Source organism: Pseudoxanthomonas sp. SGNA-20 (genome assembly GCF_003931635.1).
Taxonomy (GTDB): domain Bacteria; phylum Pseudomonadota; class Gammaproteobacteria; order Xanthomonadales; family Xanthomonadaceae; genus Pseudoxanthomonas.
The window spans coordinates 643,370-659,419 of the sequence record NZ_RRYK01000001.1 but is presented as its reverse complement, the minus strand read 5'-3'; the positions used below and the strand labels follow the sequence as shown (position 1 = coordinate 659,419).

The following is a 16,050-nucleotide window of genomic DNA, read 5'->3' as shown; positions in this document are numbered from 1 at the left end:
AAACGCCGACGGAAGCCGGCAAGGGCGGCGCCAGGCATGGGCCCTGGTGGCCGCCACGCCGCGCCGCGCTGGCGCGATGCGGCGTGCAGACCTTCCGCGGCGGGGCGGCGCCCGCGCCGCGGGCGCCTCAGTACACGCCCTGCGCCAGCATCGCGTCGGCCACCTTCACGAAGCCGCTGATGTTGGCGCCGTCCACGTAGTTGACCGTGCCGTCCTTGCGCTTGCCGTGGCGCACGCAGTTGCCGTGGATGTCCTTCATGATCGCGTGCAGGCGCTCGTCCACCTCGGCGTGGTGCCAGGACAGGCGCAGCGCGTTCTGGCTCATCTCCAGGCCCGAGGTGGCCACGCCGCCGGCGTTTGAGGCCTTGCCCGGCGCGTACAGGGTGCCGGACTCCAGGAACACGTCCACCGCCTCCAGGGTCGAGGGCATGTTCGCGCCCTCGGCCACGCAGATGACGCCGTTCTTCACCAGGGTGCGCGCGTCCTCGCCGTCCAGCTCGTTCTGGGTGGCGCAGGGCAGGGCGATCTCGGCCGGGATGTGCCAGGGGCGCTTGCCGGGCAGGTATTCGAAGCGCCGGTCCCCGTCCAGTTCCGCCAGGCGTCCCCGGCGCACGTTCTTCAGATCCATCACCGCCTCGATCGCCTCCATGTCGAAGCCGTCGCGCGCGTAGAGCGTGCCGCCGGAATCGCTGAAGGTCAGCACCTTGCCGCCCAGGTCGGTGGCCTTCACCGCCGCGTACTGGGCGACGTTGCCCGAGCCGGAGACCAGCACCCGCGCGCCCTGGGTCTCGCGGTGGGCGTGGTGCAGCATCTGCTCGACGAAGTAGACGGTGCCGTAGCCGGTGGCCTCCGGGCGCATCAGGCTGCCGCCGTAGGCCAGGCCCTTGCCGGTGAACACGCAGCCGGCCTGGTTGGACAGCTTCTTCATCATGCCGGCCATGTAGCCGACCTCGCGCGCGCCAACGCCGATGTCGCCGGCCGGCACGTCGGTGTCCGGGCCCAGGTGCCGGTAGAGCTCCAGCATCAGCGCCTGGCAGAAGCGCATCACCTCGCCGTCGCTCTTGCCCTTGGGGTCGAAGTCCGAGCCGCCCTTGCCGCCGCCCATGGGCAGGGTGGTGAGCGCGTTCTTGAAGGTCTGCTCGAAGGCCAGGAACTTCAGGATCGACAGGTTCACCGTGGGATGGAAGCGCATGCCGCCCTTGTACGGGCCGATCGCCGAACTGTGCTGCACGCGCCAGGCACGGTTGACCTGCACCTGGCCCCGGTCGTCGACCCAGGACACGCGGAACTGGATCACCCGCTCCGGCTCGACCAGCCGTTCCAGCAGGCCGTCGCGCGCGTACTGCGGGTTGCGCTCGAGGAACGGCCACAGGCTGGCGGTGACTTCCTTGACCGCCTGCAGGAATTCCGGCTGGCCCGGATCGCGGCGCTGTACCCGCTCGAGGAACTCTTCCCTGGAACCTGGCATGGCTTGTCTCCTTTGCCTGGGGCGGCTGCTCAGCGCAGGCGCTCGATCACGGCCTGCGCGGCCCGGGTGGTGTCGACGGCCTGGCCCGCCGGCGCGAGGTCCGCGGTGAACACGCGGTCGTCCAGCGCGGACGACACCGCCGCCTCCACCGCGGCGGCCTCGGCCTCCAGGCCCAGCGAGTGGCGCAGCAGCATGGCCGCGCTGAGGATGGTGGCGTAGGGATTGGCGATGCCCTTGCCCGCGATGTCCGGCGCCGAGCCGTGGATCGGTTCATAGATCCCGGCCTTCCCGTCGCCCAGCGACGCCGAAGCCAGCAGGCCCAGCGAGCCGGCCAGCATCGAGGCCTCGTCGGTGAGGATGTCGCCGAACATGTTCTCGGTGACGATCACGTCGTAGGCGCGCGGCCGCGACAGCAGGTGCATGGCCATGGAGTCGACCAGCTGGTGCTCCAGGGTCACGTCCGGGAACTCCTCCCGCACCACGCGCGCGGCCACGTCGCGCCACAGGCGCGAGGTCTCCAGCACGTTGGCCTTGTCCACCGAGGTGAGGTGGCCGCGGCGGCTGCGCGCCAGCGCCGCTGCGCTGCGCACCACGCGCTCGATCTCGGCCACGGTGTAGCGGCACAGGTCGCTGGCGTCGGTGGCGCTGCGGGTCTTGTCGCCGAAGTAGATGCCGCCGGTCAGCTCGCGCACCACCACGATGTCCACGCCTTCCAGCAGTTCGGACTTGATCGGCGAGGCGCCCAGCGCCGCCGCGTGCGGGCGCACCGGGCGCAGGTTGGCGAACAGGCCCAGGCCCTTGCGGATCGCCAGCAGGCCCTGCTCCGGCCGCACCTTGGCGTTGGGATCGGACCACTTCGGGCCGCCGACCGCGCCGAGCAGGACCGCGTCGGCGTTCTTCGCCGCCTCCAGGGTGGATGCCGGCAGCGGTTCGCCGTGGCGGTCGATGGCGATGCCGCCGATGTCGTGCTCCTGGAAGGAGAAGCTGTGGCCATGGCGGGCGGCGACCGCCTCCAGCACCGGCAGGGTGGCGGAGACGATCTCCGGGCCGATGCCGTCGCCGGGCAGTACGACGATGTTCGCGTGCATGGGGGTGCCTCGCAACGGGGAAGGTGGGATGCGCGTGGCCGGGCGCGGCTCAGCCGGCGGCTTCGGTTTCGGCTTCGGCCGGCGCGGGCGCCGGATCGCGGGCGGGCCCGGCCGCGGCTGCCTGCGGGCGCACCGGGCCGTCCCACTCGGACGCGTCGGGGCGCGGCGGCAGCGGGATGTCGGCGCGGCGGCGCGCCAGGGCACGGTTGACGGCAGCGTCGAAGCTCAGCGCGGCGGCCGGGTTGCTTTCGGGGATGGGCATGGAACGTTCCTCGGCGACCGGAACGGGGAGCGCCGGTCGGCGGTCTGTGGAATGGAGGCCGGCCGCCGGCTCCCCACCGGCGGCCGGCCGGGTCTGCATCGGTTCAGGCGGTGGCCAGCTGCTCGCTGTTCCCCGCGGCACGGCGCTGGCGCAGCAGGCGGTTGGCCACGTCCAGCCAGGCCAGCGCGCTGGCCTCGATGATGTCGCGGCTGGTGCCGGTGCCTTCGTATTCGTCCTCGCCGTGGCGCACGCTGAGGCTGGCTTCGCCGCGGGCATCGGTGCCCAGGCCGACGCTGTGCACCTGGTAGCTCTCCAGGCTCAGCTGCACGCCGGTGGCGGCCGACAGCGCGGCGAACAGCGCGTCCACCGGGCCGTCGCCCTCGGCGGTCTCGGCCACGCGGCGGCCATCCGGGTCGGACAGCTCGACGGTGGCGCTGGCGCGCTGGCCGGCGTCGCTGACCGTCATCGAGGCCAGGCGGTAGCCCTCGCCGTCGCCGGTGTCCTGCATCAGCGCCTGCAGGTCGGCGTCGGTGACCACGCGCTGCTGCTCGCACAGCGCCTTGAAGTCGGCGAACACCAGGTCCAGCTCCGTCTCCTCCAGGTAGTAGCCCAGCGCGCGCAGGCGCTGCTCGACCGCGGCGCGGCCGCTGTGGCGGCCCAGCACCATCTGGGTGTCCGGCCAGCCCACGTCCTGCGGGCGCATGATCTCGTAGGTGCCGCGGTGGCGCAGCATGCCGTGCTGGTGGATGCCCGACTCGTGGGCGAAGGCATTGCTGCCGACCACCGCCTTGTTGCGCTGGACCGGCATGCCGATCAGGCGCTGCAGCAGCTGCGAGGTCGGCACCAGGCGGCGGGTGTCGATGCCGGTGTCGGCCTCGAAGAACGCGTTGCGCACCTTCAGCGCCATCACGATCTCCTCCAGCGCGCAATTGCCGGCGCGCTCGCCGATGCCATTGACGGTGCACTCGACCTGGCGCGCGCCGCCCTCGATCGCGGCCAGGGTGTTGGCCACGGCCAGGCCCAGGTCGTTGTGGCAGTGCGCGCTGAAGATGACCTTGTCAGCGCCCGGCACCTGCGCGATCAGGCGCTGGAAGATGCCGCGGATCTCCTCCGGGGTGGTGAAGCCGACCGTGTCGGGGATGTTGATGGTGGTGGCGCCGGCCTCGATCGCCGCGGCCACGACCTCGTGCAGGAAGTCCTCCTCGGTGCGGGTGCCGTCCTCGGTGGAGAACTCGATGTCGTCGATGTGGCCCTTGGCGTAGCGGATGCTCTCGACCACCCGGTCCAGCACCTGCTGGCGGCTCATGCGCAGCTTGTGCTCGCGGTGCAGCGGGCTGGTGGACAGGAACACGTGCAGGCGCGGGCGCGCGGCGGCCTCCAGCGCGCGCAGGGAGGTGTCGATGTCCGCCTGCAGGCAGCGCGAGAGCACGGCCAGCACCGGCTCGCGGATCTCGCGGCCGATCAGGGCCATGGCCTCGCGGTCGGACTGCGAGCTGGCCGGGAAGCCGGTCTCGATCACGTCCGCACCCAGTTCGGCCAGTGCGCGGGCCATGACCAGCTTCTGCGGCGGGGTCATGCTGCAGCCGGGGGACTGCTCGCCGTCGCGCAGGGTGGTATCGAACACCCGGATGCGGGCCTGGGAGACCTGGGTTTGGGCTTGGGACTGTTGCGCGTTCACCAGGTGAACTCCTCTTCGACGGGCTGCGGCGCGATGGGCGCCATTGGGACGGAAACGGTGGTGGTGGGGGACAGGTTAGCGGCTGGGCGGCGCTTTGCCACGGGGATCGGTTTGCGCGCCGCACCATCCCCCGCGGCGGCGGCCGGTTCCGGGCCGCGGCTGCGCCGGCGCGGCTTGCGCGGCGGCCGCGGGCGGACCTCGGACAGCAGCTGGGCGAGGGTGGCCGCGTCGATGTTGCCGCCGGAGACCACGGCGCACTTGCGACGCCCGGCCACGCGGCGGCCGGCGGCCAGGGCCAGGGCACCGGCGCCCTCGGCGATCAGGTTCTCTTCCAGCGCCAGCCGGACCAGGGTCTCGCGCAGTTCGGCCTCGCGCACGATCACCACGTCGTCCAGCAGGCGCGCGCACAGGCGCCGGGTCAGGAACCCGGGCACCTTCACCCGGACGCCGTCGGCCAGCGACCTGGCGGGGTCGATCTCGCGCAGGTCGCCGCGGATCGCGCGGGCCATGGAATCCACGCCCTCGACCTGGGCGCCGACCACGCGCACGCCCTGCGACTTCAGCGCCAGGGCCACGCCGGAGGCCAGCCCGCCGCCGCCGATCGGCACGATCACCACGTCCGGGGCGTGCGGCGCGATCTCGATCCCGATCGTGCCCTGGCCGGCGATCACGTCCGGGTCGTCGAACGCGGACAGGAAGCGGTAGCCGTACTGCTCGGCCAGCTGCCGGGCGAAGGCGTAGGCCTCGTCGTAGCTGTCGCCGTGCTGGCGCACGGTGGCGCCCCAGTGGGTGACGCCGGCGATCTTGGTCTGCGGCGCGCCGTGCGGCATCACCGTGATCGCCTGCACGCCAAGGCGGTAGGCGGCCCAGGCCACGCCCTGGGCGTGGTTGCCGGCGGAGGCGCAGATCACCGGGCGGTCGTCGCCGCGCTCGCGCGCGGCCAGCATCGCGTTGAGCGCGCCGCGCACCTTGTAGGAGCCGGTGCGCTGCAGGTTCTCCAGCTTGAGCATCACCCCGAAGCGCTCGGCGTGGTGCATCGGCGTCACCGGCAGGAACCGGCGCAGGCGCGACTGCGCGGCCAGTACGTCGGCCACGCCGACGTCGCCGACGTCCGCTTCTCCTGCGCTGGTGCGGCCGGTATCAGGCATCGCCGCGGCGCTCCGTGCGATTTCCGAGAAGGCACCTCCGCACCGTCGCCTCCACGGGGGCGACGGCGGAACGGGCGGCTGCGCGCGCGTTCATGGCGCGCCTCCGTGGCCGGCGCCGGCTTCGCCGGGCAGCGGGCCGTCGACCGGCGAGATCTGCACCGATTCGCAGTCGTACACCTTCTGCAGCTGGCGGCGCAGGGTCTCGGCCGTGCGCCCGCCGCTGTTGACCACCATCTGCAGGCGCCAGCGCCCGTCGGCGGCGTCGGGGAAGCCCTGGATCGCGCGCGGCGCGAAGCCGCGGCGCTCGGTCATGCCGATCACGCGCACCAGCGCGCCCTCCACGGGCTTCAGCACCAGGTCAAGCCGGTAGTGCATGAGCTGACTCTGCCTTCTGTTCGTTGGGGTTGGCGTCCAGCATGTGGCTGTTGGCCTGCCCGGCGGGGACCAGCGGCCAGACGTTGGCCCTGGCGTCGATCTTCACGTGCAGCAGGCCCGGGCCGGGCGCCGACAGCAGCGCCGCCAGTGCGTCCTCGATCTGCGAGCGCTGCTCGATGCGCGAGGCCGGGATGCCGCACACCTGGGCCAGGGCGGCGAAGTCCGGGTTGTCGGACAGGTCGATCTCGCTGTAGCGCTTGTCGAAGAACAGTTCCTGCCACTGCCGGACCATGCCCAGGGCGCTGTTGTCCAGCAGGATGATCTTCACCGGCAGCTTGCAGCGGGCGATGGTGACCAGCTCCTGCACGTTCATCATGAAGCCGCCGTCGCCGTTGACCAGGACCACCGGGCGGTCGGGGAAGGCGAACTGCGCGCCCATCGCCGCCGGCAGGCCGAAGCCCATGGTGCCCAGCGCGCCGGAGGTCAGGTGGTTGCGCGGATGGCTGAAGCGGCAGTGCTGCGCCACCCACATCTGGTGCTGGCCCACGTCGGCGGTGATGATCGCGTCCGGGCACAGTTCGCTGACCCGCTTCAGCAGCGCCGGGGCGTAGATGTCGGTGCCGGGTGCGTCGTAGCGCGGGGCATGTTTCTCGCGCAGGGCGGTGCAGCGCTGGCGCCATTCGCCGGCGGTGCTGCGCGCCGCGGCCAGGGCGCGCAGGCCCGCGGCCAGGTCGCCGGGCAGGGCGATGTCGGCGGTGCGCAGCTTGGAGATCTCGTAGGCATCCGCGTCCAGGTGGACCACCCGCGCGAACGGCGCGAACTCGGACAGCTTGCCGGTGGCGCGGTCGTCGAAGCGGGCGCCAACCACCACCAGCAGGTCGCACTCCTGCACCGCGATGTTGGCGGCGCGGGTGCCGTGCATGCCCAGCATGCCCAGGAACTGCGGGTGGTTGCCGGGCAGGGCGCCCAGGCCGCGCAGGGTCAGCACGGTCGGGATGCCGGTGGCCTCGACGAACTGGCGGAACTCGTCCACCGCATCGCAGATGCCGATGCCGCCACCGCCGTAGATCACCGGCTTTTCGGCCGCGGCGATCGCAGCGATGGCCTCGGCCAGGGCCGCATCCGGCGGCGGGGGCGGTGCCTGCACCGGGGCCGGCACGTGCGCCGGCAGGTGGGTGGCGGCGCCGACCTGGACGTCCTTGGGCAGGTCGACCAGGACCGGGCCCGGGCGGCCTTCGCGGGCGATGCGGAAGGCCTCGGCCATCACGTGCGGCAGCTCGTCCACGCTGCGCACCAGGAAGCTGTGCTTGACGATCGGCATGGTCATGCCGAACACGTCCAGCTCCTGGAACGCGTCGGTCCCCAGCAGCGACGTCGGCACCTGGCCGGTCAGGCACACCATCGGCACCGAATCCAGCATCGCGTCGGCGATGCCGGTGACCAGGTTCGAGGCGCCGGGCCCGGAGGTGGCCACGCATACGCCGACCTTGCCGGAGGCGCGGGCGTAACCGTTGGCCGCCAGGGCCGCTCCCTGCTCGTGGCGGACCAGGATGTGGCGCAGCCCCGAATCCACCAGGGCGTCGTAGAACGGCATGATCGCGCCGCCCGGATAGCCGAAGATGGTGTCGACCCCCTCGGCCTCCAGCGCGTGCGCGACCCAGGCTGCGCCATTGCGCAGCCCGGCCGCCGTCGCTGTGGGGGTGTTGGCGTTCATGCGGCGGCGGTCTTCTTGGCGGTTTGTTCTTCGGCGGGCTGGGCGCTGCCCTGCAGCCACACCATCTTGGCGCGCAGTTCGCGGCCGACCTTCTCGATCGGATGGTCCTTGTCGGCCTGCTGGAACTTCCTGTAGTTCGGCAGGCCGGCGTCGTACTCGGCCTGCCAGTTGCGCACGAAGGTGCCGTCCTGGATGTCCTTCAGCACTTCCTTCATGCGCGCCTTGACCGAGGCGTCGATCACCCGCGGGCCGGAGACGAAGTCGCCGTACTGGGCGGTCTCGGAGATGAACTCGAGCATGCGGGTGATGCCGCCTTCGTAGAACAGGTCGACGATCAGCTTCAGCTCGTGCAGGACTTCGTAGTAGGCGATCTCCGGCTGGTAGCCGGCCTCGACCAGGGTCTCGAAGCCGGCCTGCACCAGGGACGAGGCGCCGCCGCACAGCACGGCCTGCTCGCCGAACAGGTCGGTCTCGGTCTCTTCCTTGAAGGTGGTCTTGATCAGGTTGGCGCGGGCGCCGCCCAGGCCGCCGGCGTAGGCCAGGGCGTATTCCTCGGCCTTGCCCGACTTGTCCTGGTACACCGCATAGATGCACGGCACGCCGCGGCCGATCTCGTACTCGCGGCGGACCAGGGCGCCCGGGCCCTTGGGCGCGACCAGGACCACGTCCAGGTCCTCGCGCGGGGTGATCATGCCGAAGTGCACGTTCAGGCCGTGGGCGAACAGCAGCACCGCGCCCTGCTTGAGGTTGTCGCGCAGGACTTCCTCGTAGAGCTTCTTCTGGACCATGTCCGGGACCAGCACGGCGACCAGGTCGGCGTCCTTCACCGCCTCGGCCGGGCTCTTGACCACGAAACCGTCCGCCTGGGCCTTGGCCTCGGTCGGACCGCCCGGGCGCAGGCCCACGGTCACGTCGAAGCCGGAATCGCGCAGGTTCAGCGCGTGCGCGCGGCCCTGGCTGCCGTAGCCGACGATCGCGATCTTGGTGGAGGTGCTGCTGGTCATGGCGTGGTCCTGTGCGGTTGCGTGGATGGGAAGGCGAAGCCTGGGAATTTGCCGGAACGAGATCGTTTCTGCTGAGAACTTTCCGGACGGAACCTTGTGCAAGGTGGAAACAAAAAACCCCGCGCCTTCCGGTGCGGGGTTTTGAGGGTCTGGCGTCTTTCTGTTGCCTACACGCCGGCTCGTCCCGCACCTGTTGGCGAGCTAATAAGGACGAGGACGAGGACCGACACCGCGGCGTTCGCGGCTGCGTGCAGGTCGGCGTCGGTGGTCGTGTGGCGATGCAGCATGGGTCGCAGGAAAGCACGCCGATTCCAGGCTTGTCAAGCGCCTTCCGTGGCCGTTTTACTGTTGCAGATGCAACCGTGGAAACGCATCACAATCGGTTGCACCTCCCGCGCGCTCCGTCCGCATCCGGCAACCCCGCCGCGCATGCGCGCCCGCCTTCGCCAGCACCCGTACAGCCATGCCCGAATACCGCTCCCGCACCTCCACCCACGGCCGCAACATGGCCGGTGCCCGCGCCCTGTGGCGCGCCACCGGGATGAAGGATGGCGACTTCCACAAGCCGATCGTCGCCATCGCCAACTCGTTCACCCAGTTCGTGCCCGGCCACGTCCACCTCAAGGACCTCGGCCAGCTGGTGGCGCGCGAGATCGAGCGCGTGGGTGGCGTGGCCAAGGAGTTCAACACGATCGCCGTCGACGACGGCATCGCCATGGGCCACGACGGCATGCTCTATTCGCTGCCCAGCCGCGAACTGATCGCCGACGCGGTGGAGTACATGGTCAACGCGCACTGCGCCGACGCGCTGGTGTGCATCTCCAACTGCGACAAGATCACCCCGGGCATGCTGATGGCCGCGCTGCGGCTCAACATCCCCACCGTGTTCGTGTCCGGCGGGCCGATGGAGGCGGGCAAGACCCGCCTGGCCGACCACAAGCTGGACCTGATCGACGCGATGGTGATGGCCGCCGATCCCAACGCCACCGACGAACAGGTGGCGGCGGTGGAGCGCAGCGCCTGCCCGACCTGCGGTTCGTGCTCGGGCATGTTCACCGCCAACTCGATGAACTGCCTGACCGAGGCGCTGGGCCTGTCGTTGCCGGGCAACGGCACCGTGGTCGCCACCCATGCCGATCGCGAGGCCCTGTTCAAGCGCGCCGGCGTGACCGCGGTGGAGCTGTGCCACCGCTGGTATGGCGGCGGCGACGGGCGCGCGCTGCCGCGCGGCATCGCCACTTTCGAGGCGTTCGAGAACGCGATGGCGCTGGACATCGCCATGGGCGGTTCGACCAACACCATCCTGCACCTGCTGGCCGCGGCGCAGGAGGCCGGGGTGCCGTTCACCCTGCGCGACATCGACCGCCTCTCGCGCAAGGTGCCGCAGCTGTGCAAGGTCGCGCCGAACACGCAGAAGTACCACATCGAGGACGTGCACCGCGCCGGCGGCATCATGGCCATCCTCGGCGAGCTGGCGCGCGGCGGACTGGTGCATACCGACGTGCCGACCGTGCATGCGCCCAGCCTGGGCGAGGCGATCGAGCGCTGGGACGTGGCCCGCACCAGCGATGAGGCCGTGCACACCTTCTACCGCGCCGGCCCGGCCGGGATCCCCACCCAGGTCGCCTTCAGCCAGGACACCCGCTGGCCGTCGCTGGACCTGGACCGCAGCGAAGGCTGCATCCGCGACCTGCAGCACGCCTACTCCAGCGAGGGCGGACTGGCGGTGCTTTACGGCAACCTCGCCGCCGACGGCTGCGTGGTGAAGACCGCGGGCGTGGACGAGTCCATCCTGGTGTTCGAGGGCCCGGCGCGGGTGTACGAGAGCCAGGACGCGGCGGTGAAGGGCATCCTCGGTGACGAGGTGCAGGCGGGCGAGGTGGTGGTGATCCGCTACGAAGGGCCCAAGGGCGGCCCGGGCATGCAGGAGATGCTCTATCCGACCAGCTACCTGAAGTCCAAGGGCCTGGGCAAGAAGTGCGCGCTGCTGACCGACGGCCGTTTCTCCGGCGGCACCTCGGGCCTGTCGATCGGCCATGCCTCGCCGGAGGCCGCGGCCGGCGGCACCATCGGCCTGGTGCGCGACGGCGACCGCATCCGCATCGACATTCCCGCGCGCAGCATCCAGCTGCTGGTGGACGAGGCCGAACTGGCGCGCCGCCGGGCCGAGCAGGACGCGCAGGGCTGGCGCCCGGCGCAGCCGCGCGCGCGCAAGGTCAGCACCGCACTGAAGGCCTATGCCCTGCTGGCCACCAGCGCCGACAAGGGCGCGGTGCGCAACCGCGAGCTGCTGGAGGGGTGAGCCTTCGGACGCGCCCGCCCGGCGGTGCCGGCGCGGGCGCGCCTTGTGCGGCCGCAGCATGCCTGCCGCGTCCGTTCCGGGTCTAATGCGCCTTCCCAAGCCAGGAGGGCAGTGCATGCGTGGGATATCGTTACCTCGGCCAGGCCGCCGCTTCGCGTTCGCCGCCGCGGTGCTTTTGGCGGTACTGCAGTGCCTGCCGGCGCCGGCCGCAGCGTCCGGTTTCGTGCGCGTCGACGGGACCGGCTTCGTGCTCGACGGCAAGCCCTACCGCTTTGCCGGTGCCAACTTCTGGTACGGCGCCTACCTCGGCGCCCCCGATGGGGTGGGCGACCGCGAGCGGCTGCGCGCCGAGCTGGACCAGCTCAAGGCCGCCGGCATCGACAACCTGCGCGTGCTGGCGATGAGCGAGGCCAGCGGCTTCAGGCGCGGCGTGCGCCCGGCCTTCATGGTCGCACCCGGCGAGTACGACCAGCGCCTGCTGGAGGGCCTGGACGTGCTGCTGGACGAGATGCGCAAGCGCGACATGAAGGCGGTGCTGTACCTCAACAACTTCTGGCAGTGGTCCGGCGGCATGTCGCAATACGTGTCCTGGTTCAGCGGCGAACCGGTGTTCGATCCGGACGAGACCGGCGACTGGAACGGCTTCATGCAGAATTCGGCGCGCTTCTACGCCATGCCCGAGGCGCAGGCCGCCTACCGCGACGCGATCCGCACCGTCGTCACCCGCCGCAACAGCGTCAACGGCATCGCCTACGCCGAGGATCCAACGGTGATGTCCTGGCAGCTGGCCAACGAGCCGCGCCCGGGCAGCGACGCCGCCGGAGCGGCCAATTTCCAGGCCTACCGCGCCTGGCTGGACGATACCGCCGCCTTCATCCGCCAGCTGGCGCCCAGGCAACTGGTGAGCACCGGCAGCGAGGGCCGCATGGGTTCGCTGGGCGAGGACGACTACTACCTGATCGCGCATGCCTCGCCGCACATCGACTACCTGACGTTCCACCTGTGGCCGTCGAACTGGGGCTGGATCGACCACCACGACCCGGCGGCGCGGCTGGAAGCCGGGCTGCAGGCGTCGCTGGAGTACATCGACCGCCACGTGGAAATGGCGGCCAGGCTGGGCAAGCCGATCGTGCTGTCGGAGTTCGGCCTCAACCGCGACAAGGGTTCCTACGACCCGGCCGCGCCGGTGGCCGCACGCGACCGCTTCTACCAGGCGGTGTACGCGCGCCTGCTGCAGCATGCGCGCGCCGGGGCGCCGATTGCCGGTTCCAACTTCTGGGCCTGGGGCGGCCGCGGCCGCACCTCCAACCCGGACTGGATGTGGAAGGAAGGCGATCCGTTCACCGGCGACCCGCCGCAGGAAGCGCAGGGCCTGTTCTCCCTGTTCGACAGCGACCGTTCGACCCTGGAAATCGTCTCCGCCCACGCACGCCAGTTGCGCGCGCTCCCCTGAACTGGTTCAGGCCGGGCCGGCGGCGCCGTGCTTTCCGCCTTCAGGCCTTGCGCTCGGCGGCCGATATCCGGGACAGGGAGAGGAGGGGAATCATGTCGACGATCGAGTCGCCGACGCAGCAGGACACGCAGGCCAGCGCGCCTGCGCTGCCCGATGCGCCGGTTGCATTGCTGCGCCTGGACGACGGGCTCCGCATCGTGGCCGCCAACCGCACCGCCCGGGACCTGCTGGGGCTGGAGGACACCGCCCTGCCGGTGCCGGCCGCAGGCCCGCTATGGGGCCTGCAGCGCGGCGACCTGGCCGATGGCGCCGGGGTGTGGGCCGCGCCCGGCGACGATCCTGCGCGGCGCCTGCGCTACCAGGCCGATGGCGAGGGCTGGATCGCCTCGCTGCCGCACGCCGAAACCGCCACGCTGCTGCGCGAGGCCGCCGGCATGGCCGCCGGCGGCGGGGCGGTCACCCATCCGTTGCTGGCCCCGCTGGCGCAGCGGCTGGCCGGGGCCGAACAGCCGCGCGAGCTGCTGGCGGCGGTCAACGAGGCCCTGGCCCGCTGCGACCTGGCCCTGCAGCTGCCGCCTGCGCAGGCCGCGAGCGAGGCCGGGCGGCGCCTGGCCGCCGGCTTCGGCAACCTCGCCGAGGCGGTGCGCCAGGCGGTGGCGCTGTCGGTGCAGCTGGCCGCGGACGTGCCCAAGGTGGTCGGCGAGAACGACGAGCTGGCGGCGCAGACCCGCGCCCAGGCCGAGGCCCTGGAACAGGTGCTGGCGGCCACCAGCCGGCTGCGCCAGGACCTGGACGACGTGCGCGGCGAACTGGAGCAGGTGCGCGCCGCGGCGGTGCGCGCCGACGAGGACGCGCGGCGCGGCGGCGAGGCCGCGCGCGCCCTGGCCGCGGCGATGCGCCAGGTGGAGGAACGCGCGGCGCGCGCCGGCGAGGTGATCGAGGTGATCGACTCGGTCGCGTTCCAGACCAACATCCTGTCGATCAACGCCGGGATCGAGGCCGCGCATGCCGGCGAGGCCGGGCGCGGCTTCGCCGTGGTCGCCAGCGAGATCCGGCGCCTGGCCGAGCGCGCCGCCAGTGCCGCGCGCGACGTGCGCGCCATCGTCGGCGGCACGGTCGAGGCGCTGGGCGAGAGCGCCGAGTCGGCGCGCCATACCGGGGAGATGCTGGCCGGCATCGGCCAGTCCCTGCAGGGCGCCGGCGCGGCGATGGAATCGGTGGCGCGGCGCATCGCCTCGCAGGGCGAGGAGGTGCTGGCGATCGACCGCGCGGTGGAGCAGGTGGTGGAACTGGGCCACAGCAACCTGCAGCACGCCGCGCACGTGGCCGAACTGAGCGAGGCGCTGGGCCAGGGCGTGGCCACCCTGCACGACTGCGTCGGCCTGTTCCGGCTGCCGCCGGACCCGATGCAGGTGCCGAGGCATGCGCGCGTGCGCGAACTGGCCGAGGCCGGCGCGCGCCGCATCGGCATGGCCCTGGCCGCGGCGGTGGCCGAGGGCCGGATCGGTGCCGAGGCGCTGTTCTCGCGCGAGTACAAGCAGATCCCCGGGATCGACCCGCCCAAGTACCGCACCCCGTTCGACGCGCTGTGCGACCGCATCCTGCCGCCGCTGCAGGAGCCGGTGGCCAACGCCGAGCCGTGGATCGTGTTCGCGATCAGCGCCAACCCCGACGGCTACGTGCCCACCCACAACCAGCGCTATTGCCAGCCTCTGACCGGCGACCGCGAGAAGGACCTGGTCGGCAACCGCACCAAGCGCATCTTCGGCGACCGCGTCGGCCGCAGCGTGGGCGCGCACACCGACCCGTACCGGCTGCAGGTCTACCGCCGCGACACCGGCCAGATCATGTTCGACCTGTCGGTGCCGGTGTACGTGGATGGCCGCCACTGGGGCGGGTTCCGCATCGGCTACTCGCTGGAGTAGGGCGGCGGCGCCGGGCCGCGGGTGCGGTGCGGCCCATAGACCCAGTGCTCCAGCGCGTGGCGCAGCATCTGCGCGCGGCGGCGGCGCACCTTGCGTGCATGCGCGAGCGTGCGCTGCATGGCCAGGATCACCAGCACCAGCAACAGCGCGAACGGCAGCGCCGAGATCGTCACCAGGCCCTGCAGCGCATCCAGGCCGCCGGCCAGCAGCAGGGCCGCGGCCACCACCGCGATCGCCACGCCCCAGGCGATCCGCCGCAGCGGCGGCGGGTCGCCGGCCTTGTCGCTGGACATGCTGGCCAGCACCAGCACCGCCGAATCGGCCGAGGTGACAAAGAACACCACCAGCAGCGCCACCGCCACCGCGCTCAGGGCGGTGCTGCCGGGCAGGTGCCCGAACAGGGCGAACAGCACGTTCTCGTACCCGCTTTCCAGCACCGGCTGCAGGTCGGCCACGAACAGCTGCTGCCACAGCGCCAGGCCGCCGAACACCGCGAACCAGGCGAAGCCCAGCAGGCTGGGCGCCAGCACCGTGCCGACCACGAACTCGCGGATGGTGCGGCCGTAGGACACGCGCGCGATGAAGGTGCCCACGAACGGCGCCCACGAGATCCACCAGGCCCAGTAGAAGATCGTCCACTCGCTCACCCAGGCGCTGCCGGAGAACGGCGACATGCGCAGGCTCATGCCGACCAGGTTGTCCAGGTAGCCGCCCAGGGCATTGGTGAACACGTCGAACAGGAACGCGGTCGGCCCCAGGGCCAGCACCGCCAGCAGCAACAGGCCCGCCAGCGCGAGGTTGGCGCTGGACAGCCACTTGATGCCGCGCTCCACCCCGCTGAGGCTGGAGACCATGTACAGCACGAAGGCCATGCCGATCACCGCCAGCTGCATCCCGGTACCGGTGGGCGTGCCGAACACCGTGCGCAGGCCGGCGACGATCTGCAGCGCGCCGAAGCCCAGGGTGGTGGCCACGCCGATCGCAGTGGCCACCACCGCGGCGATGTCCACGCAGCGTCCGGCCCAGCCGCGGTGGTGGCGGCCCAGCACCGGCTGCAGGAGATCGCTGAGCTGGCCGCGGCCACGCCGGTTGTACTGGAACCAGGCCATCGCCAGGCCGACCAGGGCATAGATCGCCCACGGGTGCAGGCCCCAGTGGAAGAACGAATAGCGCATGGCCGCGCGCGCGGCCGGCATGCTCGCCGGTTCCAGCGCCTCGGGCGGATTGAAATAGTGCGACAGCGGCTCGGCCGCGCCCCAGAACACCAGGCCGATGCCCATGCCGGCCGCGAACAGCATCGCCAGCCAGCTGCCCACCGCGAACTGCGGTTCGGCGTCCTCGCCGCCAATGCGCAGCTCGCCCAGGCTGCCGAAGGCCAGGTACAGCATGAACAGCAGGGTGGCGAACACGACCAGCAGGTAGAGCCAGCCGGTGTTGGCGAGCATGCCCCCGAGCAGCGCGTCCACCATCGCGGCGAAGCGCGACGGCGCCAGGCCTGCTGCCGCCGCAAGCAGCGCGATCAGCAAGAAGGAGATGCGGAAGACCATGTCGGCTCCGGTGGCGTGGAGGCGCACAGTCTAGCAACGGCCCCGTTGGCGGCCCGTCGCGGCGGCCTGCGGCAAGCGCGCGCGGT

At 71.7% G+C, this 16,050-nt stretch carries 12 protein-coding genes; 3 read left to right on the top strand and 9 right to left on the bottom strand.

Going from position 1 to position 16,050, the window contains the following annotated elements; genetic code table 11:
* Positions 1–127: 127 nt before the first annotated feature.
* The 8 genes from gdhA to ilvC all read right to left on the bottom strand — a co-directional run bounded on the left by gdhA (position 128) and on the right by ilvC (position 8,737).
* The gene (gene gdhA / locus EIM48_RS02870; protein WP_125111036.1) at positions 128–1,468 is read right to left on the bottom strand and encodes an NADP-specific glutamate dehydrogenase; all 1,341 of its coding nucleotides are present in this window, start codon (positions 1,466–1,468) and stop codon (positions 128–130) included.
* Between the two features lie 29 nt (positions 1,469–1,497).
* Positions 1,498–2,556, bottom strand: coding sequence for a 3-isopropylmalate dehydrogenase (gene leuB / locus EIM48_RS02865; protein WP_125075859.1), 1,059 nt, complete (start codon positions 2,554–2,556; stop codon positions 1,498–1,500).
* Positions 2,557–2,605: 49 nt separating this feature from the next.
* Positions 2,606–2,818: a hypothetical protein gene (locus EIM48_RS02860; RefSeq protein ID WP_125075860.1), complete on the bottom strand. Its 213-nt coding sequence runs from the start codon at positions 2,816–2,818 to the stop codon at positions 2,606–2,608.
* Between the two features lie 103 nt (positions 2,819–2,921).
* The gene (locus tag EIM48_RS02855) at positions 2,922–4,496 is read right to left on the bottom strand and encodes a 2-isopropylmalate synthase (protein ID WP_125075861.1); all 1,575 of its coding nucleotides are present in this window, start codon (positions 4,494–4,496) and stop codon (positions 2,922–2,924) included.
* Positions 4,493–5,644, bottom strand: a complete 1,152-nt coding sequence (locus EIM48_RS02850) for a threonine dehydratase (protein WP_028914562.1) — start codon at positions 5,642–5,644, stop codon at positions 4,493–4,495. The genes EIM48_RS02855 and EIM48_RS02850 overlap by 4 nt, the downstream gene beginning before the upstream one ends.
* A 90-nt stretch (positions 5,645–5,734) precedes the next feature.
* On the bottom strand, positions 5,735–6,019 hold the full coding sequence (locus EIM48_RS02845; RefSeq protein WP_028914563.1) for an ACT domain-containing protein: 285 nt from the start codon (positions 6,017–6,019) through the stop codon (positions 5,735–5,737).
* Positions 6,003–7,733, bottom strand: coding sequence for an acetolactate synthase 2 catalytic subunit (gene ilvG, locus EIM48_RS02840; protein WP_028914564.1), 1,731 nt, complete (start codon positions 7,731–7,733; stop codon positions 6,003–6,005). Before ilvG ends, EIM48_RS02845 begins: the two co-directional genes overlap by 17 nt.
* On the bottom strand, positions 7,730–8,737 hold the full coding sequence (ilvC, locus tag EIM48_RS02835; protein ID WP_028914565.1) for a ketol-acid reductoisomerase: 1,008 nt from the start codon (positions 8,735–8,737) through the stop codon (positions 7,730–7,732). The genes ilvG and ilvC overlap by 4 nt, the downstream gene beginning before the upstream one ends.
* 463 nt (positions 8,738–9,200) lie before the next feature.
* Here ilvC and ilvD point away from each other — a divergent pair, with 463 nt between their 5' ends.
* The 3 genes from ilvD (at position 9,201) to EIM48_RS02815 (ending at position 14,417) form a co-directional block, all read left to right on the top strand.
* On the top strand, positions 9,201–11,039 hold the full coding sequence (gene ilvD / locus EIM48_RS02825) for a dihydroxy-acid dehydratase (RefSeq protein WP_125075864.1): 1,839 nt from the start codon (positions 9,201–9,203) through the stop codon (positions 11,037–11,039).
* A 115-nt stretch (positions 11,040–11,154) separates the two neighbouring features.
* A complete protein-coding gene (locus tag EIM48_RS02820; protein WP_026010431.1) occupies positions 11,155–12,492 on the top strand; it encodes a cellulase family glycosylhydrolase in 1,338 nt (445 codons plus the stop codon).
* Between the two features lie 92 nt (positions 12,493–12,584).
* Positions 12,585–14,417 (top strand): methyl-accepting chemotaxis protein, encoded by a 1,833-nt coding sequence (locus EIM48_RS02815; protein ID WP_019398178.1) that lies wholly within the window; start codon positions 12,585–12,587, stop codon positions 14,415–14,417.
* On the opposite strand, the gene EIM48_RS02810 is transcribed toward EIM48_RS02815, so the two are convergent.
* Positions 14,402–15,964 carry a BCCT family transporter gene (locus EIM48_RS02810; RefSeq protein WP_125111035.1) on the bottom strand — a complete coding sequence of 521 codons (1,563 nt, stop codon included), beginning with the start codon at positions 15,962–15,964 and terminating at the stop codon, positions 14,402–14,404. The genes EIM48_RS02815 and EIM48_RS02810 overlap by 16 nt on opposite strands.
* Positions 15,965–16,050: the final 86 nt, after the last annotated feature.

Bases quoted from the DNA above. Each gene is read 5' to 3' on its own strand.
- EIM48_RS02860 (WP_125075860.1), bottom strand. From the start codon at position 2,818: ATGCCCATCCCCGAAAGCAACCCGGCCGCCGCGCTGAGCTTCGACGCT.
- ilvG (WP_028914564.1), bottom strand. From the start codon at position 7,733: ATGAACGCCAACACCCCCACAGCGACGGCGGCCGGGCTGCGCAATGGC.
- gdhA (WP_125111036.1), bottom strand. From the start codon at position 1,468: ATGCCAGGTTCCAGGGAAGAGTTCCTCGAGCGGGTACAGCGCCGCGAT.
- EIM48_RS02850 (WP_028914562.1), bottom strand. From the start codon at position 5,644: ATGCCTGATACCGGCCGCACCAGCGCAGGAGAAGCGGACGTCGGCGAC.
- EIM48_RS02820 (WP_026010431.1), top strand. From the start codon at position 11,155: ATGCGTGGGATATCGTTACCTCGGCCAGGCCGCCGCTTCGCGTTCGCC.
- ilvC (WP_028914565.1), bottom strand. From the start codon at position 8,737: ATGACCAGCAGCACCTCCACCAAGATCGCGATCGTCGGCTACGGCAGC.
- EIM48_RS02810 (WP_125111035.1), bottom strand. From the start codon at position 15,964: ATGGTCTTCCGCATCTCCTTCTTGCTGATCGCGCTGCTTGCGGCGGCA.
- ilvD (WP_125075864.1), top strand. From the start codon at position 9,201: ATGCCCGAATACCGCTCCCGCACCTCCACCCACGGCCGCAACATGGCC.
- EIM48_RS02815 (WP_019398178.1), top strand. From the start codon at position 12,585: ATGTCGACGATCGAGTCGCCGACGCAGCAGGACACGCAGGCCAGCGCG.
- EIM48_RS02845 (WP_028914563.1), bottom strand. From the start codon at position 6,019: ATGCACTACCGGCTTGACCTGGTGCTGAAGCCCGTGGAGGGCGCGCTG.
- leuB (WP_125075859.1), bottom strand. From the start codon at position 2,556: ATGCACGCGAACATCGTCGTACTGCCCGGCGACGGCATCGGCCCGGAG.